The organism is Kocuria gwangalliensis (assembly GCF_039544365.1).
Classification (GTDB): domain Bacteria; phylum Actinomycetota; class Actinomycetes; order Actinomycetales; family Micrococcaceae; genus Kocuria; species Kocuria gwangalliensis.
In genome coordinates this window covers 20,609-44,280 of sequence record NZ_BAABLN010000022.1, presented here as the reverse complement: position 1 = coordinate 44,280, position 23,672 = coordinate 20,609, and the positions used below count along the sequence as shown (strand labels likewise).

The window sequence follows — 23,672 nt, the reverse complement described above, 5'->3', positions numbered from 1 at the left end:
GGAGTTCCACGTGAGTCAGACATCAGCGCTGACCATTGAGCTGATGCGTATCCCTGACGGGTTCGATCAGGCTGCACAGGATCAACTCGGGCAAGTGGCGGCCCTGGTGCAGCTGTCGAGACGTTACGTGTGGGGTACCACGGAGCTCAGCAATGACGCCCACGATATTTTCCGGGACCTCAAGGACCCCTACGAGCGCGTCAATATTCTGTGCGCCTACATAGACGGCCGGCTGGTCGGCCGCGCCGAGGTGCGCATGCCACTGATCGCCGATACCGACACCGCGCAGATCGTGGTGGATGTGGACCCGGATGAATTGTCCGAGGGCATCGGGCGTTCCCTGTTGTCCGCGGCCGAACAGCTCGCCCATGGTGAATCGCGGCGCGTGATCCGTCTCATCACCGAGCACCCGGCGTCCGAGCTGCGGGCCCCGTCAGGGCCCGGTGACGGCAGCGTCATGGGTGGGGAGAGCAACGGGGTGGGCGTCCAATGGATCAACGCCGCCGACGGCTCCGGCCAACTGCCCGCAAGCCATCGACAAACACGCTTCGCGCAGCACGCAGGTTATGAGCTGCAGACCGTCAGCAGCTTTGCATTGCTGGACCTGCCGCTGTCCACGGACCGTGTCGAGTCCATTGAAAACTCATTGCGGGAAGTTCCCTGCGCGGAACGCTACGCGCTGCACACCTGGGTGGGTTCCGCCCCGGAAGAACTGCTGGAACCACTCGCTCGGCTGCACGCCCGGCTTCCCAGTGATTCCTTCGTCAAACCGATTGTGAGCGATCCCGATCCCTGGGACGCCGAGCGCGTCCGTCGCACCGAGCAATTGCGCGAGGAGGACGGCGATCGCTCGCTCATGACCGTGGCCGAGGACCGCGACAGCGGTGAACTGGTGGGCATGACCGAGCTCATCCTGGCCCAACACCATCCCACGCTGGCCTTGCAGGATGAAACCCTGGTGATCCGCGAACATCGTGGGCGCCGGTTGGGGATGCGGTTGAAGATGACCAACCTCCAGCAACTGTGCGAGGCGCAGCCGGAAGTGGACACCGTGTACTCGTGGACCCACACCGGTAATGACCGCATGAATTGGGTCAACGCGCAGCTTGGTTTTCAGGACGCGGGCCAATCAGCCGTGTGGCTGCGGGACTTCCGAGCGGACTGACCCGCCCGACCAGGGCAGGGGCAGCGCCGTGGTCTGAGCACCCGCCGACAAGCCCTGCACGGGCACGCTCAGCAGGGCATCGGCACGGGACAATCCGCCGAGCATGTTGGCACCGGTGTCCCGACACGGTGACCACGCGCCGTCGGCGTCTCGAACCGCGGGAAGTAGCTGTTCGCGGCGCGCTCCAGCAATGTCGTGTGCCACCCGCACGTGGGGGTTGGCCGGAACCGGTCGACCCAGTACACCGTGCAGGAACGGGACCGCCAGCAGGGTCAGCGCGGTCATGGCGGCCAGGGGGTTACCGGGCAGGGCCAGGACCGCGGTGCCGGGCGTGCAGACCGCAAACACTGTGGGGTGGCCAGGTTGCAGGTCCAGCTCGTCAATGATCGGTATCGCGTGCCGTTCGAGATGGGCCCGCACGTGATCGGCCCGGGAGCGGGCGGTGCCGCCGGTGGTGATCACCAGGGGCAGGTGGTGGACCACAGCGTCATCGAGGGCGGACGCGAAGGCCGCTGCCTCATCGGGGATGCGCTGCACGGAAGCCACGCGGGCTCCCAGGGCCTGGAGGACTGCAGGCAAGGACGGCGAAAAGGCATCCCGGACGAACCCCGGTGCGGGAATCCCCGAGACCTGCACCTCCGAGCCCGTGAGGAGCAAGCGCACGTCGGGGACCGGCACCACCGGCAGTGTGTCCACCCCGCTCACCGCGACGAAAGCCACGTCCGCGGGAGTCACCACGGTGCCGGCGGTGAGGACGACATCACCGGCGGAGCACTCGGTACCCGCCGGTCGGATGTGCCGTCCCGCCAGCTCCGAGCGGGGGCGGGACTCGTCGAACCGGAGGTCATTGCCGGAATGCACCGCGTACTCGTCGCGAATAATGGTTTGGGCCCCGGCGGGGATCACACCGCCGGTAACCACGGGAACGGCCTGCCCGGGAGCCAAGTGGACGGCAGCGGTCGAGGCGGCTTCATGAACGGTGGGATCTCCGGCGACCACCCGCCACGGCCCGGAACCGCGGACCGCGTAGCCGTCCATTGCACTGGATGTGTAGTGCGGTACGGGGCACAGCGCGCGCACATCCTGCGCGAGAGTGGCCCCCACCGCCGCGGGGAGTCCCACGGACGTGCTGGGCGGCAGGGTGGTGGCCACGGCTCGACCCAGCTCGTAAGCCAGTTGCTGCGCCTGAGTGCGGCGGGCATGGTGGACCGGGGCAATTCCGCGCCACGTCGTATGAGGGACCGGGGCGGACTCAGCCACCGGCGAAGGGCGGCAACACGTCGACGGTGGCTGCCGGGACGATGGCCGCTCCCTGATCCTTGTGGCGCACGCCGTTGACCAGCCAGGAGCACTGCGGCAGCACCTGGGCGAGGGTTTTCTCACCGGGAGGGGCCACCGGGTGCAGAGTGGTGAGCACCTGCTGAAGTTCGGAGCGGGTCATGGCCGCGTGGGCGGCCACTTCTTCCTGCTCGGTACCGGCGGATGCGGCCGCGGCCGCGAAGTAACGAACGAGCACTGCTGTGTCAGCCTCCAATGGCACTCATGCTGCGGTCGGGTTGGACATAATCCTCGGAGTCGAGTCCCGCGTGGTCCATGCCGTGGGCCCGGGGTTTGACCCACATGGCGGCGCGCCAGCGCTGGGCGATGTCCTGGTCGGTTGCATCAGAACGCAGCAATTGCATGAGGTCCGTCTCGTGGTGGGAGAACAGGCAGGATCGCACGCGGGCCTCCGCGGTGATGCGTGTTCGGGTGCAGTCCGCGCAGAACGGTTCGGTCACGGACGCAATGATGCCCACGGTGCCGAGCACGTCGGTACCGCCGCGTTCACGCACGAGCATCTTCTCGGCGGGGGCACCGTTGCGGGGGGTCTCATCCGGGCTCAGGTCGAAATGCTCACTCAGCTGCTCCCGGATCTCGGCCGCGGTGACCATGTTGGTGCGGGTCCAGCCGTGGTCCGCATCCAGCGGCATTTGTTCAATAAAGCGCAGGGAGCATTGGTGATCGAGCGCCCAGCGCAGCAGGTCGGGTGCCTCGCGATCGTTGACGCCCCGCATGAGCACGGCATTGAGCTTCACCGGGGCCAAACCAGCGTCCTGTGCCGCCGCGACGCCGTCGAGAGCCTCGCTGAGCTTGTTGCGGCGGGCAAGTTTTTCGTAGGTCTCGGCGCACAGGGTGTCGAGGGATACGTTCACGCGGGTCAGTCCGGCTGCGACCAGTCCCCGGGCGCGTTGGGCCAATCCGATCCCGTTGGTGGTCATGGACACGGGAAACTCGGGCAGTGCCTCGGTCACCGCGGCCACGATGTCCTCGAGGTCCGGTCGGATCAGGGGTTCACCACCGGTGAGGCGAAGTTCTTTGACCCCGAATTCCTGGGCGGCAATGCGGGTGAGCCGCACGATTTCGTCCGTGGCCATGAGGGACGTCTTGGGCAACCATGCCATGCCCTCCGCAGGCATGCAGTACGTGCACCGCAAATTGCATTTGTCCGTGATGGAAATACGCAGATCCGTGGCCACGCGCCCGAAACGGTCCGCCAGGGGGCCGTGATCGGGCACGCCCTTGGCCGGTAGTGCTTGCGGGACACCGAGAAAAACGGACATGCGACCAGTATAAAGCGTTTGTCCACCCCGCTTAGGGTAGGGGTATGAGCCGCAGCATCGAACTTCATGCCTCAGCCGTCCGAGCGACGCTCGCGCTCGGGTACGACGCCGCCGCGGCCAGTGTGGAGGTACCCCTCGCCCGGGCGCAGGGTGGCGTTCTCGCACGGGATCTGAGCGCACCCATCCCATTGCCGCCGTTCACCAATTCGCAAATGGACGGTTTTGCCGTGCGCACCGCTGATCTTCGGTTGGGGGGTCCTGCCGAGGCCGCCATCACCCTGCCCGTGTCGGGAATGCAGGCCGCCGGGTCCGCGCCGTCCGTGCTCGCGCCCGCGACCGCCGCGGCCGTGATGACCGGCGCCGCCCTGCCCCGCGGCGCTGATGCGGTGATACCCGTGGAACAAGTGACTCCGCCGTCCTTCGACACGGATCGCATTGCCATTTCGGCAGCGGTTGCCATCGGCTCGGTGCCCGGAACGTTCGTGCGCGCCGAGGGCAGCGACGTCGCACGCGGCGCCGTGGCCTTACCCGCGGGGACCGTCCTGGGACCCGCGGCCCTGGGCGCGTGTGCGGCCCTGGGAATGGGCGACACGACAACCGTTACCGTGCGGCGTGGCCCGTCGGTGCTGGTGATCACCGGCGGAGACGAAGTCCTCGCGCCCGGTGAACCGCTGAAGCCGGGGGCCATTCATGACGCCAACGGTCCGCTGCTCTCGTCATGGCTCAGGGACGCGGGAGCTTGTTCGGTCACCACGCTCAGCGTCACCGACGACCCGGACGAGTTTTCCCGGCGGCTGCGCGAGTGCGTGGAGAGCTCTGGCGTCCACCTGATCGTCACGAGCGGAGGGATCAGTGCCGGTGCCTTCGAAGTGGTTCGCGTGAGCCTTGAACGCGAGGCGCAGATGTGGTTCGGACACGTGGCCATGCAACCGGGCGGGCCGCAGGGATGCGGTCAGTACCGAGGCGTACCGGTGATCTGTCTGCCGGGAAACCCCGTGAGCACCTGGGTCTCGTGCGAAGTATTCCTGCGACCGGCGCTCGCGCACGTGTGGGGTTGTTGTGCCCCACCGTTGTGGAGTTCTGCCGTCCTCGCCGAACCGGTTCGGGGCCTGCCCGGCCGCACCCAGCTCCGGCGGGGTGTCCTCGAAACCGGGGCGGAGGGCGCCGCCGGGAATCCGGCCGTGCGCTGTGTGGGGGGAGCGTCGTCGCACCTGTTGATGTCAGCCGCACGCGCTAACGTGTTGCTTCGGATCCCGGCGGGGGACCATGAGCTCCCGGTCGGGACGCGCGTACACATTTTGCCCGTCCATGGCGGGACGATCGCACAGGAGGCGGCCAGTGAATAACAACCAGGACCGGTTGACGCATGTGCGCAAGGACGGCACAGCGCACATGGTGGATGTGAGCGAGAAAGCGGTGACCTCCCGCGAGGCCACGGCCGTGGCCCAAGTAATCACCCGACCGGACGTCATTGAGCTGCTGGCCACCGGCGACCTACCCAAGGGTGACGCTCTGGCCGTGGCGCGGATCGCCGGGATCATGGCGGCCAAACGCACCCCCGACCTGATCCCGCTGTGCCACCCGCTGCCGCTGTCCAAGGTGACGGTGGACCTGGCCCCGGGCGCGGACCGGGTGAACATCACGGCCACGGTCAAGACGCGTGGCGTCACCGGCGTGGAGATGGAGGCCCTGACGGCCGCCAGCGTTGCGGGTCTCACGCTGTACGACATGATCAAGGCCGTGGACAAGGCTGCCCAGATCACGGGCGTTCAGGTCGTGGCCAAGTCCGGTGGTAAGAGCGGCGATTGGAGCAGGCCGTGAACCGGGAGTACCCAGCGGCCGGTGAGCACCGGGCCACCTCGCGCACGGACCGGGACCACGGATCCCACCGGGACGAGTCGCACGGACTGCATTTGTCCGGGCGCCGCGCCGTGGTGGTGATCGTGTCTTCCTCCGCCGCGCGCGGTGCGGCCCAGGACCTGTGCGGGCCCGTCCTGCATGAATGGCTGGCGGGCCTGGGGCTGAGCGTGGACCCGGTGCAGGTGATCGCGGACGGCCCCGACGTGGAGGCGACCCTGCGGGAACTGACCGAACACACTCCCCGGGCCGAGCGCCCTCGATTCATCGTGACCAGCGGTGGCACCGGGTTGAACTCGGACGACGTCACCCCTGAGGCCACCGCACGCATCCTGGAACGGGAATCCCCCGGAATCATGCACGCGCTGTGGACCAAGGGCTTGGCCAAGACCCCCACGGCCGTGATGAGCCGCGGGGTGGCGGGTCACACGGGCATGACGTTCGTGGTGAACCTGCCCGGCTCGAAGGGCGGTGTCAAAGACGGGATGGCGGTACTCGAGCCACTGTTGGAGCACATCAGCGCTCAGTTGGAGGACGTCCACGGGCACGGCGAAAATCGCAGTACCGGCCCGAGCGAGTCATCCGGCGGCGCACCGACCGCGGTTCGCGACCCCGCGGCGTCGTCGGGAGTCGTGCATGCACGAGTCACCAGCGAGCCCCTCGACGCCGCTCGGGCCCAGGGCGCGGTGACCGCGGCCGACTGCGGTGCCGTGGTGGGATTCAGCGGAGTCATCCGCGACCACGACGGCGGTCGCACCGGGGTGACTGGGCTGGAGTACAGTGCCCACCCGGATGCGGATACCGTGATGCGTCAGGTCGCGGACGAAATCGCCGCGGAGTTCCCGAGCGTCAGGATCTGGGCCGAACACCGTATCGGTGCCCTGGTCGTGGGGGACAGCGCCTTGGAGGCCGCGGTGGCCTCGGCCCACCGCAAGGAGGCCTTCAGCGCGTGTGACGCGTTGGTGGATCGGATCAAGGTGCACGTGCCCATTTGGAAGCGACAGACGTACACGGACGGAACCCATTCGTGGGTGGGACTGGACGGATAAGTTCTCATGGTCAGCAGAATCGTGGTTCCGGCCCGCGTGCGGAGACTGTCCGCGGCCGGTGAGGAGTTCACCGGCCCGGACAAACTCGCGGGTGAGGAGCCGCTGGAGATCCGGCTCAACGGTGAGCAGTTCACCGTGACCATGCGGACCCCCGGTCATGACTTCGAACTGGTTCCCGGTTACCTGCTGAGCGAGGCCGTGGTCCGACACATGGAGCACATTGCGGGCATGGATTACAGCTCCGGAGTGGACCAGGACGGGCACCGAACCTACAACGTGATCGACGTGCGGCTCGCGCCGGGCGCACCGGGACCCACGAGGACCGCGGCGCGCAACGTGTACACCTCGTCCTCATGCGGGGTGTGTGGGACGTCGTCGATGGAGGAGATCGTCAAACCCAGTTCCTACCCCGTGCCTCCGGTGCGCCCGGTCATGGGTGCGCGACGACTCGTGGAGTTGCCCGATGAACTGCGCACCCACCAGCGCGTCTTCGAGGCCACCGGGGGAGTGCACGCCGCGGGATTGTTTGTGGCGTCCTCGCCCGAGCCTCTCGTGGTCCGTGAGGACGTGGGCCGGCACAACGCGGTGGACAAGGTGATCGGGTGGGCCATGCACCATGACCGGCTACCGCTCAACGACTGCGTACTGCAGGTCTCGGCCCGCGCATCCTTCGAACTGGTCAGCAAGGCCGCGATGGCCGGGATCCCGGTGCTGTCCGCGGTCAGTGCGCCCTCGGCGCTCGCGGTGAAACACGGCAGGGAACACGGCGTGACCGTGGTGGGCTTCAACCGCCGGGGCACCTGCAACGTCTACACAAACCCGGAGCGGATCACGCAATAACACCGCCCCGCGCCACCGGGCGGCCGGATCCGCGGGAGCGGGGGCCGTGTTTCCGATTTGGTGCGGCCGGAATCGGTCGGGTACATTGATGTGTACCTAAGACCGCCGGTCATCACGCGTGCGCAAGCATTCGGGATCGAAGAGTTCTCCGGAAACGGAGAACGGCCAGCGCAGGTGAACCAGCACGAATCTTTTCAACAGCGTCTCGCGGTGCACACCGTGTGCGATGTGTATCAGGTCGAGCCCCGGGCATCTGCGCGGGGCTTTTTTGTGTTCCGAAGCGGATCACGAGAATCCGGCATACACAAGCAAGGAAGGAGCACCATGGCGAATCCTGAAAAGGCTGCCGCGGTTGCGGAGTTGAGGCAATTCTTCTCCAACTCGCACGCTGCCGTCCTGACGGAGTACCGCGGGCTCACCGTGGCTCAGCTGAAGACGCTGCGCCGCACGCTCGGTGAGAACGCTGAATACGCCGTGGTGAAGAACACGCTGACCGCAATTGCGGCCAAGGAAGTCGGCATTGACGCGTTCGAGGGCCAGCTCAACGGCCCCTCGGCCATCGCGTTCATCTCGGGTGACCCCGTCGAAGCTGCCAAGAGCTTGCGTGACTTCGCCAAGGACAACCCGGAGCTGATCGTCAAGGGCGGTTACCTTGACGGCGTCGCAATGGACGAAGCGGAGATCAAGAAGCTCGCGGACCTCGAGTCCCGCGAGGTTCTGTTGGCCAAGGTTGCAGGCGCTGCCAAGGCGTCCCTGTCCAAGGCTGCCGCGCTGTTCCAGGCCCCGCTGTCCAAGACCGTGCGCACCGCAGAAGCACTGCGCGCCAAGGTCGAGGAACAGGGCGAGAACGCCGCCTGATCCCGCACGGGATCCCCTGGGTTTCGGGTTCCGGTTCCGGCCGGACAAACCCGTGTTCTATCACCACGCAAAACCTCGCCGGTACCCGCGGGTACTGACAATCACGTAAAAGAAGGAGCCAACACCATGGCTAAGCTGACCACCGAAGAATTGATCGAGGCTTTCAAAGAGCTCTCCCTCATCGAGCTGTCCGAGTTCGTCAAGGCCTTCGAAGAGACCTTCGACGTTACCGCTGCCGCCCCCGTGGCCGTGGCCGGTGGCGCTGCCGCAGCCGGCGGCGAAGCCGCTGCTGAGGAAGAGCAGACCGAGTTCGACGTCGTCCTGGAAGCCGCAGGCGAGAAGAAGATCCAGGTCATCAAGGAAGTTCGTGCCCTGACCTCCCTCGGCCTGAAGGAAGCCAAGGACCTCGTGGACGGCGCTCCCAAGCCCGTCCTGGAAGGTGCCACCAAGGAAGCCGCGGACAAGGCCAAGGAATCCCTCGAGGCTGCCGGCGCTACCGTCACCCTCAAGTAAGTCCCCGCGCTTCGCGCGCAGATCGTCCCGCGTAGCGTGACCCGTCAGGGCCGCGCCCGGTGACATCACGTGACAAGGCCCCGCATCATTTTTCGGTGCGGGGCCTTGTGCTGCCCGGGGTTGTGCGAAACTAGGAGTGACCATCTTGGCCGTCACAGTGCGGCGGGAGAGCATGGCGGGTGCGCTCGCACCGCGTCATCGCCGAAGGAGCAAACCCTCCCCGGGAATCTCTCAGGCACCCGTACCGCCGCACCAGGCCACTCTGAAGAGCTCGCCCGCCACAGTTGCGCGGGCGGACACCGACGGGGCAGGCGGGTACGCACGGCTCATGGTGCGCGCCGGCGAAATCTCTCAGGTTGACGTACAGAGCGGGGAGGAACTCACCGGGACTTAGCACGCCCTCAAGTAACCCAGGAGACCCTCACATGTCTTTCCTGCCCCGTCACATCGGCCCCGACGCCGAAGACGTCACCACCATGCTCCGCGCCGTGGGCGTGGACAGTCTCGATCAACTCATTGATCGCGCCGTCCCCGAGAGCATCCGATTCCGCGACACCCTGGACCTGCCCGAGCCCCTCAACGAGACCGAGGCGCTGGCGGCCATGCGAAAGATCGCCGCCCAGAACACCGTGATGCGCCAAATGATCGGCCAGGGATACTTCGACACGGTCACTCCCGCCCCGATTCGACGCAACATCCTGGAGAACCCGGGGTTCTACACCTCGTACACCCCGTACCAGCCGGAGATCTCCCAGGGCCGCCTGGAGCTGCTGCTGACCTTCCAGAACGCCGTGATCGACCTGACCGGCATGGATGTCGCCAATGCGTCCCTGCTGGACGAGTCCTCCGCCGTGGCCGAGGCCGTCCTGATGATGCGCCGCGCCAACCGCAAGTCCCGCAGCTCCCGCGTGATCGTCGACAGCCGTTCGTTGCCGCAGACCCTGGCCATCCTCACCGGTCGGGCTCGCGCCGCCGGCATCGAGCTGGTCATCACGGATCTCGGCGCCGACGACGCCGCGGCCACCCTGGCCTCGAACGAGGACTTCTTCGGTGTGGTCGTCGCGCAGATCGGAGCCGACGGCGACGTCATCGATCCCACGTCCGTGATTGACGCCGCCCACGAAGCCGGCGCACTCGCAACCGTGAGCACCGATCTCCTGGCCCTGACCACGCTGGTGAGCCCCGGTTCCGTCGGCGCGGATATCGCGGTGGGTTCGGCCCAGCGCTTCGGGGTGCCGTTGTTTTACGGTGGACCGCACGCGGCGTTCATGGCCACCCGCACGGGTGTGGAACGTTCCATGCCCGGTCGCATCGTGGGCGTGTCCACGGATTCCTCCGGCGCCCCGGCCTACCGGCTGGCGTTGCAGACCCGCGAACAACACATCCGCCGCGAGAAGGCGACCTCGAACATCTGCACCGCTCAGGCGTTGTTGGCCATCGTGGCCGCCGCGTACGCGGTGTACCACGGCCCCGCCAAGCTGCGGGAGTTGGCCCAACGACTGCACGGACTGGCCACCGGCTTCGCGCAAGGGCTGCGCGAGCGCGGTATCCCCGTGGCCCACGAGCGGTTCTTCGACACCGTGACGTTCGCCGCGGCGGGCCGGGCTGACGACATTCTTGCCGCCGCGGCCCAGCGCGGCATCAACCTGCGCCGTGTCGACGCGGACACCGTGGGCGTGAGTTTCGGCGAGTCCCACACCGACCAGGACGTGCAGGACGTGCTGGACGCCGTCAGCGAGGCGTGCGCCACCGGCGAGAACGTGGAGCCCAGCTCGAACGAGCTGGCGGGAATCCCCGAGCAGTGGCACCGCACGGACGAGTACATGACCCACCCCGTCTTCCACACCCATCGTTCCGAGACGTCCTTGATGCGTTGGCTGCGCCAGCTCTCCGACAAGGATCTGGCGCTGGATCGCACCATGATTCCGCTGGGCTCGTGCACCATGAAGCTCAACGCCGCCGCGGAGATGGAGCCCATTTCCTGGCCCGAGTTCGCCAACATCCACCCGCTGGCCCCGCAGGACCAGGCGAAGGGCTGGCACGAGTTGATCGAGCAGCTCGAGACCTGGCTGGCGGAGATCACCGGCTATGCCGCGGTGTCCGTTCAGCCCAACGCGGGCTCGCAGGGTGAGCTGGCGGGTTTGTTGGCCATTCGCCGGTACCAGGTCGACCGCGGGGAATCCCAGCGTAAGACCATCCTGATTCCGGCCTCGGCGCACGGAACCAATGCGGCGTCGGCGGTCCTGGCGGACCTGAAGGTCGTGGTGGTCGCCACGGCGGCGGACGGCCTGATCGACCACGAGGACCTCAAGGCCAAGATCGAGTCCGTGGGTGATGAACTCGCGGGCATCATGGTCACCTACCCCTCGACCCACGGCGTGTACGACACGGACATTTCCATGGTGTGCGAGGCAATTCACGACGCCGGTGGCCAGGTGTACGTGGACGGCGCCAACCTCAATGCGCTGATGGGTCTGGCACGCCCGGGCCGGTTCGGCGGGGACGTGTCGCACCTGAACCTGCACAAGACGTTCTGCATCCCGCACGGCGGCGGTGGCCCGGGCGTGGGTCCCGTGGCCGTGGCCGAACACCTGGTGCCCTACTTGCCGGGCAACGCCGTGGAGGCCAAGCTCGACGAGCGCGGCGCGGGCTTCCCGGTGTCGCAGGCTCCCTTCGGCTCCGCTGGGGTCCTGCCCATCACCTGGATGTACATTGCCATGACCGGTGCCGAGGGCCTCACCGAGTCCACCCGCACGGCGGTTTTGAGCGCCAACTACATTTCCAAGGCGCTCTCCGACGTGTTCCCCACGCTGTACTCCGGCGACGGGGGACTGGTGGCCCACGAGTGCATCCTGGACCTGCGTCCCATGACCAGGGCGTCCGGAGTCACCGCGGAGGACGTGTGCAAGCGACTGGTCGACTTCGGCTTCCACGCCCCCACCTTGGCGTTCCCCGTGGCGGGCACCCTCATGGTGGAGCCCACCGAGTCCGAGTCCTTGGAGGAACTGGACCGCTTCATCGAGGCCATGCGCACCATTCACGCCGAAATGCAGGAGATCTCAGACGGCCAGATCGCGCTCGCCGATTCCGTGATCCGCAACGCCCCGCACACCGCCCGGGTGCTCACCGCGGATGAATGGGACCGTTCGTACCCGCGCTCGCAGGCCGCGTACCCCGTGCCGTCGTTGAGGCGGACCAAGTACTGGGCGCCCGTGGGCCGCGTGGACAACGCGGCCGGTGACCGCAACCTGGTGTGTTCGTGCCCGCCGATCGAGGCGTTCGACGCCGCTTATGCCGCTGCGGCGGGGGAGGAGAACTGATGAGCGAGAAGAAAACGGCCCTGTACGCCGCCCACGAGGAACTGGGGGCCCGGTTCACCGATTTCGGTGGTTGGTCCATGCCGGTGCGCTATGCCAGCGACACCGCCGAGCACCATGCCGTGCGGCGCGGTGCCGGAATCTTCGACCTCTCGCACATGGGTGAGGTCGAGGTCTCCGGCCCGCAGGCGGGCGCGTCCCTGGACTTCGCCCTGGTGGGCGTGCTGTCCGCGGTTTCCGTGGGCCGCGCCAAGTATTCGGTGATTGTGGATTCCGAGGGCCGTGTGCTCGACGACCTGATCACCTACCGGCTCGATGAGGACCGCTACCTGGTGGTGCCCAACGCGGGTAATCAGGAGGTGGTCGTGCGCGAGCTCGTCGCTCGCGCCGAGGGCTTTGACGTCGCCGTGACCGACCAGGGTGCCGAGACGGCGCTGATCGCGGTTCAGGGCCCCCGCGCCCTCGAGGTGCTCAAGGCCACGGACCTGGACCCCAGCGACGTCGTGGAAAACCTCAAGTACTACGCCGCCGCACCGGCGCGTTGTGCGGGCGTGGACGTGTTGATCGCGCGTACCGGTTACACCGGTGAGGACGGATTCGAGCTGTACTGCGGCAATCAGGACGCCCCGCACCTGTGGGCCGCGCTGCTGGCAACGGCAGAGGAGCTGTCCACCGAGGACGCGCCGGTGTCCGCGGCGGGACTGGCCGCGCGTGACTCACTTCGTCTGGAGGCGGGCATGCCGTTGTACGGGCACGAGCTCTCCACCGAGATCACCCCGGCCGAGGCCGGCCTGGGCAAGCTCGTGGAGGTCGCCCTGCGCAAGAAGGGCGAGGCGGGAACGGACACCGTGGGCCGTGAGGCGCTCACGACCCTGACCGAATCCGACCCGCAGCGCACCCTGGTGGGCCTGGAAGGCGCGGGTCGCAAGCCGATCCGGGCCGACTACACCGTGATCTCGGGGGGCGAGACGGTGGGCGTGGTGACCAGCGGTCTTCCCTCGCCCACGCTCGGTAAGCCCATTGCCATGGCGCTGGTGGCCACCGCCGCGCTGTCCCGGATCGCGCACGGCGATGTGAGCGTTCAGGACGCCCGCGGCCGTGCGATCGAGGTCAAGCAGACGGAGCTGCCGTTCTACAAGCGCGGCTGATCGGCACCTCAGGTACACCATTCAGCAACGGCTGACACGACCACGGGTCGGATACCTCGTTCGAGGTGTCCGACCCGTGGTGTCTTTCGGAGTACGCGTCCCAGGCACGTGATCGGCCGGCAGAACGCGGGAACGTCCGGGTTCGGCTACTCAGTCCCGGTCCTTACGGTCCATGAACGCTCGCACCTTGGCCAGCTTGTGAGAACCGTCGCAGTGCGGGGCTATGCTGGTCATCCCGCAGCGACACAGGGCAATCACCGCGCGTTCGGGAGGCAGCGGTTCGGCGCCGGGCTCTGATACCAGCAGGAAATCTCCGCGAACCAGCAGTGGACCCCTGGGGCACACGGTGATGACCGCGGGGTCCTCTGCGGAGGCCGGCACCCGCGGGGCGGGTGCGTCGGGAAGTTCGATCTCTTCCTGTTCGACCGCATCGTCGGAGGATGCCGCGTTCTCGGAGAAGTCAGCGCTCATGCACGGGGTTCCGCGGTGCGCAGTGAGGACCGGCCCGAGGACCACGCATCAAGCATGTGATCGCCCGCGCGTCCGTCCACGTAGAGGCACGCGGCCGCTCCGAAGAAGATGTCCTCGGTCAGTTGGGGTTCGTCATCGACGAGGTTTCCCACGAGATCTCGCGCGGCCAACTGTTCATGCACGGCGTCGGCCTCGACGTGCTCATCGAAGTACCAGGTGACGTCCTGACCGTAACCGTTCTTGCGGAACGCGTTGCCGTAGTGCTTGTTGGGGATGGTCGAGGTCATCTCGAAAGCCGCCAGGTGGCCCACGTTGGCACCGCGCAAGCGGCGGTGCAGACCGAACATGCTGATGAGGTTGGTCGATGCCAGGGTGCTGGCCGGCACCAGATCCAAATAGGCATCGGGGGTGTCGTCCAGGCCGAAGTTGCGCATGGTGCGAGCAAAGATTTCGGAATGCACCTTGTCCGGGTGGCCGCCACCGTATTCGTCGGCCTGGATCTCGACCATAGCTGCCTTGGCGCGTCCCTGGAGCTTGGGAATGGACCACGTGTGCGGATCCGCTTCGCGCAGCGTGTAGATGGATCGCTGAATGAGGAACTCACGCAGTAGCTCCTCAGTGGCGTTCTTGGCCAGCCACATGGCGGTGCCCGGCTTGGCCGCGGGCTGGGTCATCTCGAAGAGAGCCTCCGCGGCGTGCTTGCCGTCGCGGGGCAACGGCGAGGGCAGAACCACGTGCGCGCGCACGTGCGCTTCGAAGCGTTCCTCGACGAGGGACCGTAACCGGATCAGCTCCGGGTCCCATTCCCACTCGCCACGCACGAAATCGACGGGACCGTAGTGCAACAGGTACAGCAGGAACAGGGTGAGCTGTAGGTCCTCATCACCCAGGATGTCGTGGCACTCGTCCACGGCCTGTTCGACTGCGGCACTCAGTCCGAGCTTCGCATCGGGGGATTGCTGCCCCTCGGTCAATACGGCGATCAGCGCCGAGCTAACGGGCCCTCGGGCGGTGGGAGCCTCGGTTCTTACCGTCAATGTGGTCACCGGTCTCAACTTTCTGTCACTCACAGCGTCCCATGCATTTACATGGACCCAACAGTGTGGTCCACCATGCGTGACACCGCAGATGGCGGACCGTAATCTATTATAAGGCGGCTTAGCTTGGGTCGGGTCGTCCACCGACAGTATGTGGTCCGAACCTTGCTCCGGGCGGGTCTGCCCGTTCACGGGTTACGGGCCGGGAGGGAAAAATCATGTTCTTGAAAAATGTGGCCCCCGGGATCCATCTGATCCAGAGCCATAACGTCAATTGCTACTTGCTCGAGGATGACCAGGGGCTCACCCTGGTGGACGCGGGTCTCCCGAGGGTCTGGACCGAACTGGGGCACGCGATCCGCGAACTCGGGCGAGTACCCGCAGACCTCAAGGCGCTGGTGCTGACCCACGCGCACTTCGACCACGTGGGAGTGGCCGCCAAACTCGTTGAGCAACTCGGTATTTCGGTGTATGCCCACCACGAAGAAGTGACCCTGGCCGCCCACCCCTACCGTTACGCGCATGAGAATCCGGTCGCCGCATACCCGGTGCAGCATCCCCGGGCCATCCCGGTGCTGCTGTCCATGGTGCTCGGTGGTGCCGCAGTGGTGAAGGGGGTGACGGTCACCCGACGACTCGAGGCGGGGCAGGAGGTTCCGGTTCCGGGCCGCCCCAGGGTGGTCCTCTCGGCTGGCCACACATACGGACACTGCGCCCTGCACCTGCCCCAATCCGACGCCCTGATCACCGGGGATGCACTCGTCACGCTCGATCCGTACACCGGTCTCACCGGACCGCGGATCGTCGCGAAGGCGGCCACCGCGGACAGTGCCATGGCCATTGAGTCCCTCCACGCCTTGGCGCAGACCGGCGCCACCGTGGTGCTTCCGGGGCATGGGGATCCATGGCTGCACGGGGTGGGCCGGGCGGCCGACGAGGCGCGCCGCACGGGTGCTGCTTAGCGAGCCCGTGGCTCGGTGGCGGGGCATCTTACGACGAGTTGTCCAGTCCGTCCACTAATGGTGTGGACAACGACCCGAAAAAACCCTAAGCTAGTAGCTTGCGTTGTCCCTAATACATGCGTGCCTTCATATAGCGGTGGGCGCCACCGGGGCGGGTTGCGCGCACAGCCGACACCAGCCCCCAATTCTCATCTCGGGAACCTCGCGAATTCACTGCATGTCTGTGGAAGGATCACATCTTGGTCGCCTCGAGCACCGATTCGAACGTCACCGCCAATCACCCCACGAGCGATAATATTCCTCGTCGTATTTCTTTCGCAAAGATCCATGAGCCGCTGGACGTCCCCAACCTGCTGGCACTCCAGACGGACAGCTTCGACCGTCTGGTGGGCAACGAGCGTTGGCAGGCCCGCCTTGCACAGGCCCAAGAGACCGGCGAGACCGGGGTGGCCACCACGTCCGGGCTGTCGGACATCTTCGAGGAAATCTCTCCCATTGAGGATTTCCAGGGGACCATGTCCCTGTCGTTCTCCGAACCGGAGTTCTACGACCCCAAATACACCATGGATGAGTGCAAGGACCGCGACGCCACTTACTCGGCGCCGTTGTACGTCAAGGCCGAGTTCATGAACAACACCACCGGCGAGATCAAGCAGCAGACCGTGTTCATGGGCGACTTCCCGCTCATGACCGAAAAGGGAACCTTTGTCATCAATGGTTCCGAGCGCGTGGTCGTCTCGCAGCTGGTGCGTTCCCCCGGTGCCTACTTCGAGAAGGGTCAGGACCGCACGTCGGACAAGGACATCTTCTCCGCGAAGATCATTCCGTCCCGCGGTGCCTGGTTCGAGCTCGAGATCGACAAGCGCGATCAGGTGGGCGTCCGTCTGGACCGTAAGCGTAAGCAGTCCGTGACCGTGCTGCTCAAGGCTCTCGGCTGGACCGAGTCCAAGATTCTTGAAGAGTTCGGCGAGTACGACTCGATCCGCGCCACCCTCGAGAAGGACACCACCGAGACCCGCGAAGAAGCCTTGCTGGACATTTACCGCAAGCTGCGTCCGGGAGAGCCGCCCACGGTTGATGCTGCCCAGTCCCTGCTGGACAACATGTACTTCAACCCCAAGCGTTACGACCTGGCCAAGGTGGGTCGTTACAAGATCAACCGCAAGCTGGGTCTGGACAAGGCCTTCACCGACGCGGACGCTTCCGTGCTGTCCGTGGACGACATCGTGGCCATGATCCGTTACCTGGTCACCCTGCACGCCGGTGGTTCCACCATGCAGGGCGTGCGTGACGGTGAACCCCGCGAGATCCACGTTGACGTCGACGACATCGACCACTTCGGTAACCGCCGTATCCGCGCGGTGGGCGAGCTGATCGAGAACCAGATCCGCACCGGTCTGTCCCGGATGGAGCGTGTGGTCCGTGAGCGGATGACCACCCAGGACGTCGAGGCCATCACGCCGCAGACCCTGATCAACATCCGCCCCGTGGTCGCCGCGATCAAGGAGTTCTTCGGAACGTCCCAGCTGTCGCAGTTCATGGACCAGAACAACCCGCTGGCCGGTTTGACGCACAAGCGCCGTCTCTCCGCGCTGGGCCCGGGTGGTCTGTCCCGTGACCGCGCCGGCATGGAAGTCCGTGACGTGCACCCCTCGCACTACGGCCGCATGTGCCCGATTGAAACCCCTGAGGGTTCCAACATCGGCCTGATCGGTTCGTTGGCGACCTACGCGCGCATCAACCCCTTCGGTTTCATCGAGACCCCGTACCGCAAGGTCGTCAACGGAGTCGTCACCGACGAGGTCAGCTACCTCACCGCGGACGACGAGCGCGGTGTAACCATTGCGCAGGCCAACGCCCCGTTGACCGAAGACGGCCACTTCGCCGAGGACGCCGTTCTGGCGCGTGCCGCCGACGGTTCCGGTGAAGCCGTGCTGGTGGAACCCTCCGGCGTCGAGTTCATGGACGTGTCCCCGCGCCAGATGGTGTCGGTGGCCACCGCCCTGATCCCGTACCTCGAGCACGACGACGCCAACCGCGCGTTGATGGGTGCCAACATGCAGCGTCAGGCTGTGCCGCTGCTGGTCTCGGAAGCACCGCTGGTCGGTACCGGCATGGAGCGCTACGCCGCTATGGACGCCGGTGATTCCGTGTTGGCGATCAAGCCCGGTGTGGTCGAGGAGGTCTCCGCCGATCAGGTGAAGGTCCTCAACGACGACGGCACCACCAAGCTCTACCCGATCAACAAGTTCGTTCGTTCGAACCCGGGTAACACCTACAATCAGCGCGTGATCGTCTCCGAGGGTGAGCGCATCGAAGACCGCACGGTCATCGCAGACGGCCCGTCGACCGATCAGGGTGAGCTGGCGCTGGGTAAGAACCTGCTGGTTGCCTACATGTCCTGGGAAGGCCTCAACTACGAGGACGCGATCATCCTTTCCCAGCGGATGGTTTCCGAGGACGTCCTGACCTCGATCCACATCGAGGAGCACGAGATCGACGCCCGCGACACCAAGCTCGGTGCCGAGGAAATCACCCGTGACATCCCCAACGTGTCCGAGGAAGTGCTCTCCGCTCTGGACGAGCGCGGCATCATCTACATCGGTGCCGAGGTTCAGGCCGGTGACATCCTGGTAGGCAAGGTGACCCCCAAGGGTGAGACCGAATTGACCCCCGAGGAGCGCTTGCTGCGTGCCATTTTCGGTGAGAAGTCCCGCGAAGTGCGTGACACCTCCCTGAAGGTGCCCCACGGCGAGTCCGGTACGGTGATCGGCGTGCGCGTGTTCGACCGCGACGACGAGGACGACGACCTGCCCGCCGGCGTGAACCAGGTGGTTCGCGTGTACGTTGCGCAGAAGCGCAAGATCACCGACGGTGACAAGCTCGCGGGCCGGCACGGTAACAAGGGCGTGATTTCCAAGATCCTGCCCATGGAGGACATGCCGTTCCTCGCGGACGGTACCCCCGTGGACGTGATCCTGAACCCGCTGGGTGTGCCCGGCCGGATGAACTTGGGTCAGGTGCTCGAGGTTCACACCGGTTGGCTCGCCAAGCAGGGTTGGAACATCGAGGGCAACCCCGAGTGGTTGGACCGCCTGTCCAACTTCCCGAGGAGCTCCGGCCCCACCAACGTGGCCACCCCAGTGTTCGACGGCGCTCGTGAGGACGAGATCTTCGACCTGCTGGACCACACGAACCCCACCCGTGACGGCGATCGTCTGATCGACCGCAGCGGTAAGGCCCTGTTGTTCGACGGTCGTTCGGGTCAGCCGTTCCCGGACCCCGTGTCCGTTGGTTACCAGTACATCTTGAAGCTCCACCACTTGGTGGATGACAAGATTCACGCCCGTTCCACCGGCCCGTACTCCATGATCACCCAGCAGCCGTTGGGCGGTAAGGCCCAGTTCGGTGGTCAGCGTTTCGGTGAGATGGAGGTGTGGGCGCTGGAAGCGTACGGCGCCGCATACACCCTTCAGGAACTGCTCACCGTGAAGTCCGATGACGTCCACGGTCGCGTGAAGGTGTACGAAGCCATCGTCAAGGGCGAGAACATCCCGGAGCCGGGTGTACCCGAATCCTTCAAGGTGCTCATCAAGGAAATGCAGTCCCTGTGCCTGAACGTCGAGGTTCTCTCGGCGGACGGTAACGCGGTGGAGATGCGTGACTCCGAAGATGACAGCTTCCGTGCAGCCGACGAGCTCGGCATTGACCTCTCGCACTCCGAGCCCAGCTCGGTCGAAGAGGTCTGATTCCCAACTCGTAACCGGTAAGCACGAACCACTTCAGGATTTTTAGAAAGAGGGACAGGACCTTATGTCCAACGATTCTTCACTAGGCCTCATGCGTATTGGCCTGGCCACTGCGGACCAGATTCGTAGCTGGTCGTACGGCGAGGTCAAGAAGCCCGAAACCATCAACTACCGCACGCTCAAGCCCGAGAAGGACGGCTTGTTCTGCGAAAAGATCTTCGGCCCCACTCGGGACTGGGAGTGCTACTGCGGTAAGTACAAGCGTGTGCGCTACAAGGGCATCATTTGTGAGCGCTGCGGTGTCGAGGTGACTCGCGCCAAGGTGCGTCGTGAGCGGATGGGGCACATTGAACTGGCCGCCTCCGTGACTCACATTTGGTACTTCAAGGGCGTTCCGTCACGCCTGGGCTACCTGCTGGACCTGGCGCCCAAGGACCTCGAGAAGGTCATTTACTTCGCCGCGTACATGATCACGTCCGTGGACGAGCAGGCTCGTCACGACGACCTGCCCAACCTGCAGGCCGCGATCGACCGTGAGAAGAAGCAATTGGAGGACACCCGCGACGCGGATATCGCTGCGATCGCTCGTGACCTCGAGAACGAGCTGGCGCGCGTGGAGGAAGAAGGCGGCAAGGCCGCTGAGAAGCGCAAGCTGCGTGACTCCGCGGATCGCCAGATGGCCAACGTGCGTAAGCGCGCCGATCGCGAAATCGATCACATCGACAAGGTGTGGGACCGTTTCAAGAACCTCAAGGTCAACGACCTCGAGGGTGATGAGGCCCTGTACCGCCAGATGGTGGACCGCTACGGCATGTACTTCGAGGGCTCGATGGGCGCCGAAGCGATCAAGAAGCGTTTGGAGACCTTCGACCTGCAGACCGAGTCCGAGTCGCTCAAGGAAACCATTGCCACGGGCAAGGGCCAGCGTAAGACCCGCGCCCTGAAGCGCCTCAAGGTCGTCAACGCGTTCCTGACCACGGACAACTCGCCGCTGGGTATGGTTCTGGATGCCGTCCCGGTGATCCCGCCGGAGCTGCGCCCCATGGTCCAGCTCGACGGTGGCCGTTTCGCCACCTCGGACCTCAACGACCTGTACCGTCGCGTGATCAACCGCAACAACCGCTTAAAGCGTCTGCTGGACCTTGGTGCTCCCGAGATCATCGTGAACAACGAGAAGCGCATGCTCCAGGAAGCTGTTGACTCCCTGTTCGACAACGGCCGCCGCGGCCGCCCGGTCACCGGGCCCGGTAACCGCGCACTCAAGTCGCTGTCCGACATGCTCAAGGGTAAGCAGGGTCGTTTCCGTCAGAACCTGCTGGGTAAGCGCGTGGACTACTCGGGCCGTTCGGTCATCGTGGTGGGCCCGCAGTTGAAGCTGCACCAGTGCGGCCTGCCCAAGCAGATGGCTCTGGAACTGTTCAAGCCCTTTGTGATGAAGCGTCTGGTGGATCTCAACCACGCTCAGAACATCAAGTCCGCCAAGCGCATGGTGGAGCGTTACCGCCCGCAGGTGTGGGATGTCCTCGAAGAGGTCATCACCGAGCACCCGGTTCTGTTGAACCGTGCTCCCACCCTGCACCGTCTGGGTATCCAGGCGTTCGAGCCGCAGCTGGTCGAAGGTAAGGCCATTCAGCTGCACCCGCTCGTGTGTGGTGCGTTCAACGCCGACTTCGACGGTGACCAGATGGCAGTGCACCTGCCGCTGTCCCCGGAGGCCCAGGCCGAGGCCCGCGTCCTGATGTTGTCCTCGAACAACATCTTGAAGCCCTCGGACGGTAAGCCGATTGCCCTGCCTTCGCAGGACATGATCATCGGTCTGTACCACTTGACCACCGTTCGTGACGGCTCTGCCGGTGAGGGCAACAGCTACTCGTCCGTGGCCGAGGCCATCATGGCTCACGACTCCGGCGAGCTGCACCTGAACTCCAAGTGCAAGATCGAGCTGGACGACTTCGTGCCGTACGCCGGCTGGGAGGCTCCCGAAGGTTGGGAACCCGGCCAGTCCGCCATCGTGGAAACCACCCTGGGTCGCGTGCTCTTCAACGAGACGCTGCCCGAGGACTACCCGTGGGACGAGAACGTCGCCGACAAGAAGCACTTGTCGTCGTTGGTGAACGATCTGGCAGAGCGTTACCCGATGACCCAGGTGGCACACACCCTGGATCTGCTCAAGGACGCCGGTTTCCACTGGGCATCCCGCTCGGGTGTCACCGTGGCCATCTCGGATATCGCGACTCCGCCGGAGAAGCCCGCCATCATGGAGGGTTACGAGGCGCAGGCCGCGAAGATCCAGGGCCAGTACGACAAGGGCCTGATCGACGACGACGAGCGCCGTTCCGAATTGATCGACATCTGGTCCAAGGCAACCGACGAGGTCGCCGAGGCCATGCGTAAGAACCTGACCGCGAGCAACACCATTAACCGCATGGTGTCCTCCGGTGCGCGTGGTAACTGGATGCAGGTTCGTCAGATCGCGGGTATCCGTGGCCTGGTGGCCAACCCCAAGGGCGAGATCATGCCCCGCCCGATCAAGTCCTCCTACCGCGAGGGCCTGTCGGTGCTGGAGTACTTCATCGCCACCCACGGTGCTCGTAAGGGCCTGGCCGATACCGCATTGCGTACCGCCAACTCGGGTTACCTGACCCGCCGTCTGGTGGACGTCTCCCAGGACGTCATTGTTCGCGAGGCCGACTGCCAGACCCGTCGCGGTCTGGTGCTGCCCGTGTCGGATGTCGATGAGTCCGGCGTGCGTTCGTTGCACGAGGATGTCGAGAACACCGTGCACGGACGTGTGCTCGCCACCGACGTGGTCGATGCGAACGGCGAGATCGTGGCCGATGCAGGGCAGGACATGTCCGACGCCCTGATCAACAAGCTGTTCACCGCCGGGATCGACGAGGTTCGTGTGCGCTCCGTGCTCACGTGTGAATCCGCCGTGGGTGTGTGTGCCGCTTGCTACGGTCGCTCCCTGGCCACCAACCAGTTGGTGGACATCGGAGAGGCCGTGGGCATCGTGGCTGCGCAGTCCATCGGTGAGCCCGGTACTCAGCTGACCATGCGTACCTTCCACACCGGCGGTGTTGCGTCCTCGGACGGTGACATCACCCAGGGTCTGCCTCGTATTCAGGAGCTCTTCGAGGCGCGTACCCCCAAGGGTGTCGCCCCGATCTCCGAGGTGGCAGGCCGCGTGCGCATCGAGGACACCGACAAGTCCCTTAAGATCGTCATTGTCCCGGACAACGGCGACGAGGAATTTGCCTACCCGGTGCTGCGCCGCGCCAAGCTGCTCGTGCACGATGGCGATTCAGTGGTGGTCGGTCAGCAGCTCGTGACCGGTGCGGTCGATCCCAAGGAGGTGCTGCGTATTCGCGGTCCCCGTGAGGCTCAGAAGCACCTGGTGGACGAGGTTCAGCGCGTGTACCGCTCCCAGGGTGTGGGCATCCACGACAAGCACGTGGAGGTCATCGTCCGCCAGATGCTGCGTCGCGTGACCATCATCGAGTCCGGCGACACCGCGTTGCTGCCGGGTGAATTGGTGGACAGTGTGCGCTTCCTCGAGGCCAACCGCGGTGCGGTGTCCGAGGGTAAGCGTCCCGCTGCGGGCCGTCCGGAGCTGATGGGTATCACCAAGGCTTCGCTGGCAACCGACTCGTGGCTGTCCGCCGCGTCCTTCCAGGAAACCACCCGCGTCCTGACGCAGGCGGCCATGGAAGGTAAGTCGGATCCGCTGCTGGGTCTGAAGGAGAACGTGATCATCGGTAAGCTCATCCCGGCCGGCACCGGCCTGGCACGTTACAACAACGTGGACGTCGAACCCACCGAGGAGGCCAAGGCTTCCATGTTCACCGATCCTTCCGCGTTCGCTGACTTCAGCTACGCCGAAGAGAACTCGGGTGCGTTGGGTTCGGAGTTCCAGGCCATCCCGTTGGATGACTACGACTTCGGCACCAACTGATCGTTTGCTTCGGTAGCTGAGCTGCCGTAGCCGTCCGACCGAAGGCCGGCCCCCGCACGTGTGGGGGCCGGCCTTCGGCGTTCCCCGGGAGACTACGCTGAGAACAATGCATGCCGGTGGTCGTATCGATGGCTGTGGCAGGGGAGGAGGC

General features: G+C 65.5%; 17 protein-coding genes and 1 riboswitch. Of the genes, 12 read left to right on the top strand and 5 right to left on the bottom strand.

Annotation, left to right across the window (positions count from 1 at the left end; genetic code table 11):
• Window positions 1-10: 10 nt before the first annotated feature.
• Window positions 11-1,165 carry a GNAT family N-acetyltransferase gene (locus tag ABEA06_RS07970; protein ID WP_345311128.1) on the top strand — a complete coding sequence of 385 codons (1,155 nt, stop codon included), beginning with the start codon at window positions 11-13 and terminating at the stop codon, window positions 1,163-1,165.
• On the opposite strand, the gene ABEA06_RS07965 is transcribed toward ABEA06_RS07970, so the two are convergent.
• Genes ABEA06_RS07965 through moaA form a run of 3 tightly spaced genes read right to left on the bottom strand, consistent with a single transcriptional unit; the run spans window position 1,130 to window position 3,765 of the window.
• Window positions 1,130-2,425: a molybdopterin molybdotransferase MoeA gene (locus ABEA06_RS07965; RefSeq protein WP_345311127.1), complete on the bottom strand. Its 1,296-nt coding sequence runs from the start codon at window positions 2,423-2,425 to the stop codon at window positions 1,130-1,132. The genes ABEA06_RS07970 and ABEA06_RS07965 overlap by 36 nt on opposite strands.
• Window positions 2,418-2,681, bottom strand: a complete 264-nt coding sequence (locus ABEA06_RS07960) for a MoaD/ThiS family protein (RefSeq protein WP_303381419.1) — start codon at window positions 2,679-2,681, stop codon at window positions 2,418-2,420. The genes ABEA06_RS07965 and ABEA06_RS07960 overlap by 8 nt, the downstream gene beginning before the upstream one ends.
• A gap of 7 nt (window positions 2,682-2,688) precedes the next feature.
• Window positions 2,689-3,765: a GTP 3',8-cyclase MoaA gene (gene moaA, locus ABEA06_RS07955; RefSeq protein ID WP_345311126.1), complete on the bottom strand. Its 1,077-nt coding sequence runs from the start codon at window positions 3,763-3,765 to the stop codon at window positions 2,689-2,691.
• A gap of 44 nt (window positions 3,766-3,809) precedes the next feature.
• Between moaA and ABEA06_RS07950 the strand changes: the two genes are divergently transcribed.
• The 8 genes from ABEA06_RS07950 (at window position 3,810) to gcvT (ending at window position 13,347) form a co-directional block, all read left to right on the top strand.
• On the top strand, window positions 3,810-5,111 hold the full coding sequence (locus ABEA06_RS07950) for a molybdopterin molybdotransferase MoeA (protein ID WP_303381417.1): 1,302 nt from the start codon (window positions 3,810-3,812) through the stop codon (window positions 5,109-5,111).
• On the top strand, window positions 5,104-5,586 hold the full coding sequence (moaC, locus tag ABEA06_RS07945) for a cyclic pyranopterin monophosphate synthase MoaC (RefSeq protein WP_303381416.1): 483 nt from the start codon (window positions 5,104-5,106) through the stop codon (window positions 5,584-5,586). Before ABEA06_RS07950 ends, moaC begins: the two co-directional genes overlap by 8 nt.
• Window positions 5,583-6,671 (top strand): molybdenum cofactor biosynthesis protein MoaE, encoded by a 1,089-nt coding sequence (locus ABEA06_RS07940; protein ID WP_345311125.1) that lies wholly within the window; start codon window positions 5,583-5,585, stop codon window positions 6,669-6,671. Before moaC ends, ABEA06_RS07940 begins: the two co-directional genes overlap by 4 nt.
• Window positions 6,672-6,677: 6 nt before the next feature.
• Window positions 6,678-7,511: a formate dehydrogenase accessory sulfurtransferase FdhD gene (gene fdhD, locus ABEA06_RS07935; protein WP_303381414.1), complete on the top strand. Its 834-nt coding sequence runs from the start codon at window positions 6,678-6,680 to the stop codon at window positions 7,509-7,511.
• 324 nt (window positions 7,512-7,835) lie between these two features.
• On the top strand, window positions 7,836-8,369 hold the full coding sequence (rplJ, locus tag ABEA06_RS07930; RefSeq protein ID WP_303381413.1) for a 50S ribosomal protein L10: 534 nt from the start codon (window positions 7,836-7,838) through the stop codon (window positions 8,367-8,369).
• A gap of 126 nt (window positions 8,370-8,495) precedes the next feature.
• Complete coding sequence (gene rplL / locus ABEA06_RS07925; protein WP_303381412.1) at window positions 8,496-8,882, top strand: 50S ribosomal protein L7/L12; 387 nt, start codon at window positions 8,496-8,498, stop codon at window positions 8,880-8,882.
• A 153-nt stretch (window positions 8,883-9,035) separates the two neighbouring features.
• Window positions 9,036-9,139, top strand: a riboswitch (glycine riboswitch).
• A 168-nt stretch (window positions 9,140-9,307) separates the two neighbouring features.
• Window positions 9,308-12,202 (top strand): aminomethyl-transferring glycine dehydrogenase, encoded by a 2,895-nt coding sequence (gene gcvP / locus ABEA06_RS07920; RefSeq protein ID WP_345311124.1) that lies wholly within the window; start codon window positions 9,308-9,310, stop codon window positions 12,200-12,202.
• Complete coding sequence (gene gcvT / locus ABEA06_RS07915; RefSeq protein ID WP_345311123.1) at window positions 12,202-13,347, top strand: glycine cleavage system aminomethyltransferase GcvT; 1,146 nt, start codon at window positions 12,202-12,204, stop codon at window positions 13,345-13,347. Before gcvP ends, gcvT begins: the two co-directional genes overlap by 1 nt.
• A 150-nt stretch (window positions 13,348-13,497) precedes the next feature.
• Here gcvT and ABEA06_RS07910 read toward each other — a convergent pair whose 3' ends face one another.
• Together ABEA06_RS07910 and ABEA06_RS07905 are read right to left on the bottom strand one after the other, a co-directional pair.
• Window positions 13,498-13,818: a CDGSH iron-sulfur domain-containing protein gene (locus tag ABEA06_RS07910; protein WP_345311122.1), complete on the bottom strand. Its 321-nt coding sequence runs from the start codon at window positions 13,816-13,818 to the stop codon at window positions 13,498-13,500.
• Entirely contained in the window at window positions 13,815-14,864 is a 1,050-nt protein-coding gene (locus tag ABEA06_RS07905) for an iron-containing redox enzyme family protein (protein ID WP_345311121.1), read from the bottom strand. Before ABEA06_RS07905 ends, ABEA06_RS07910 begins: the two co-directional genes overlap by 4 nt.
• A gap of 209 nt (window positions 14,865-15,073) precedes the next feature.
• Here ABEA06_RS07905 and ABEA06_RS07900 point away from each other — a divergent pair, with 209 nt between their 5' ends.
• From ABEA06_RS07900 to ABEA06_RS07890, 3 genes are all read left to right on the top strand, one after another.
• Window positions 15,074-15,817 (top strand): MBL fold metallo-hydrolase, encoded by a 744-nt coding sequence (locus tag ABEA06_RS07900; protein WP_345311120.1) that lies wholly within the window; start codon window positions 15,074-15,076, stop codon window positions 15,815-15,817.
• Between the two features lie 239 nt (window positions 15,818-16,056).
• Window positions 16,057-19,566, top strand: a complete 3,510-nt coding sequence (gene rpoB / locus ABEA06_RS07895; protein WP_312395409.1) for a DNA-directed RNA polymerase subunit beta — start codon at window positions 16,057-16,059, stop codon at window positions 19,564-19,566.
• Between the two features lie 64 nt (window positions 19,567-19,630).
• A complete protein-coding gene (locus ABEA06_RS07890; protein WP_345311119.1) occupies window positions 19,631-23,521 on the top strand; it encodes a DNA-directed RNA polymerase subunit beta' in 3,891 nt (1,296 codons plus the stop codon).
• Window positions 23,522-23,672 lie beyond the last annotated feature (151 nt).

What these genes read in the sequence shown, in the direction of transcription:
- moaA (WP_345311126.1), bottom strand. Translation starts at nt 3,765, where the DNA reads ATGTCCGTTTTTCTCGGTGTCCCGCAAGCACTACCGGCCAAGGGCGTG.
- rplL (WP_303381412.1), top strand. Translation starts at nt 8,496, where the DNA reads ATGGCTAAGCTGACCACCGAAGAATTGATCGAGGCTTTCAAAGAGCTC.
- ABEA06_RS07950 (WP_303381417.1), top strand. Translation starts at nt 3,810, where the DNA reads ATGAGCCGCAGCATCGAACTTCATGCCTCAGCCGTCCGAGCGACGCTC.
- ABEA06_RS07900 (WP_345311120.1), top strand. Translation starts at nt 15,074, where the DNA reads ATGTTCTTGAAAAATGTGGCCCCCGGGATCCATCTGATCCAGAGCCAT.
- ABEA06_RS07890 (WP_345311119.1), top strand. Translation starts at nt 19,631, where the DNA reads ATGTCCAACGATTCTTCACTAGGCCTCATGCGTATTGGCCTGGCCACT.
- gcvP (WP_345311124.1), top strand. Translation starts at nt 9,308, where the DNA reads ATGTCTTTCCTGCCCCGTCACATCGGCCCCGACGCCGAAGACGTCACC.
- rplJ (WP_303381413.1), top strand. Translation starts at nt 7,836, where the DNA reads ATGGCGAATCCTGAAAAGGCTGCCGCGGTTGCGGAGTTGAGGCAATTC.
- ABEA06_RS07910 (WP_345311122.1), bottom strand. Translation starts at nt 13,818, where the DNA reads ATGAGCGCTGACTTCTCCGAGAACGCGGCATCCTCCGACGATGCGGTC.
- gcvT (WP_345311123.1), top strand. Translation starts at nt 12,202, where the DNA reads ATGAGCGAGAAGAAAACGGCCCTGTACGCCGCCCACGAGGAACTGGGG.
- fdhD (WP_303381414.1), top strand. Translation starts at nt 6,678, where the DNA reads ATGGTCAGCAGAATCGTGGTTCCGGCCCGCGTGCGGAGACTGTCCGCG.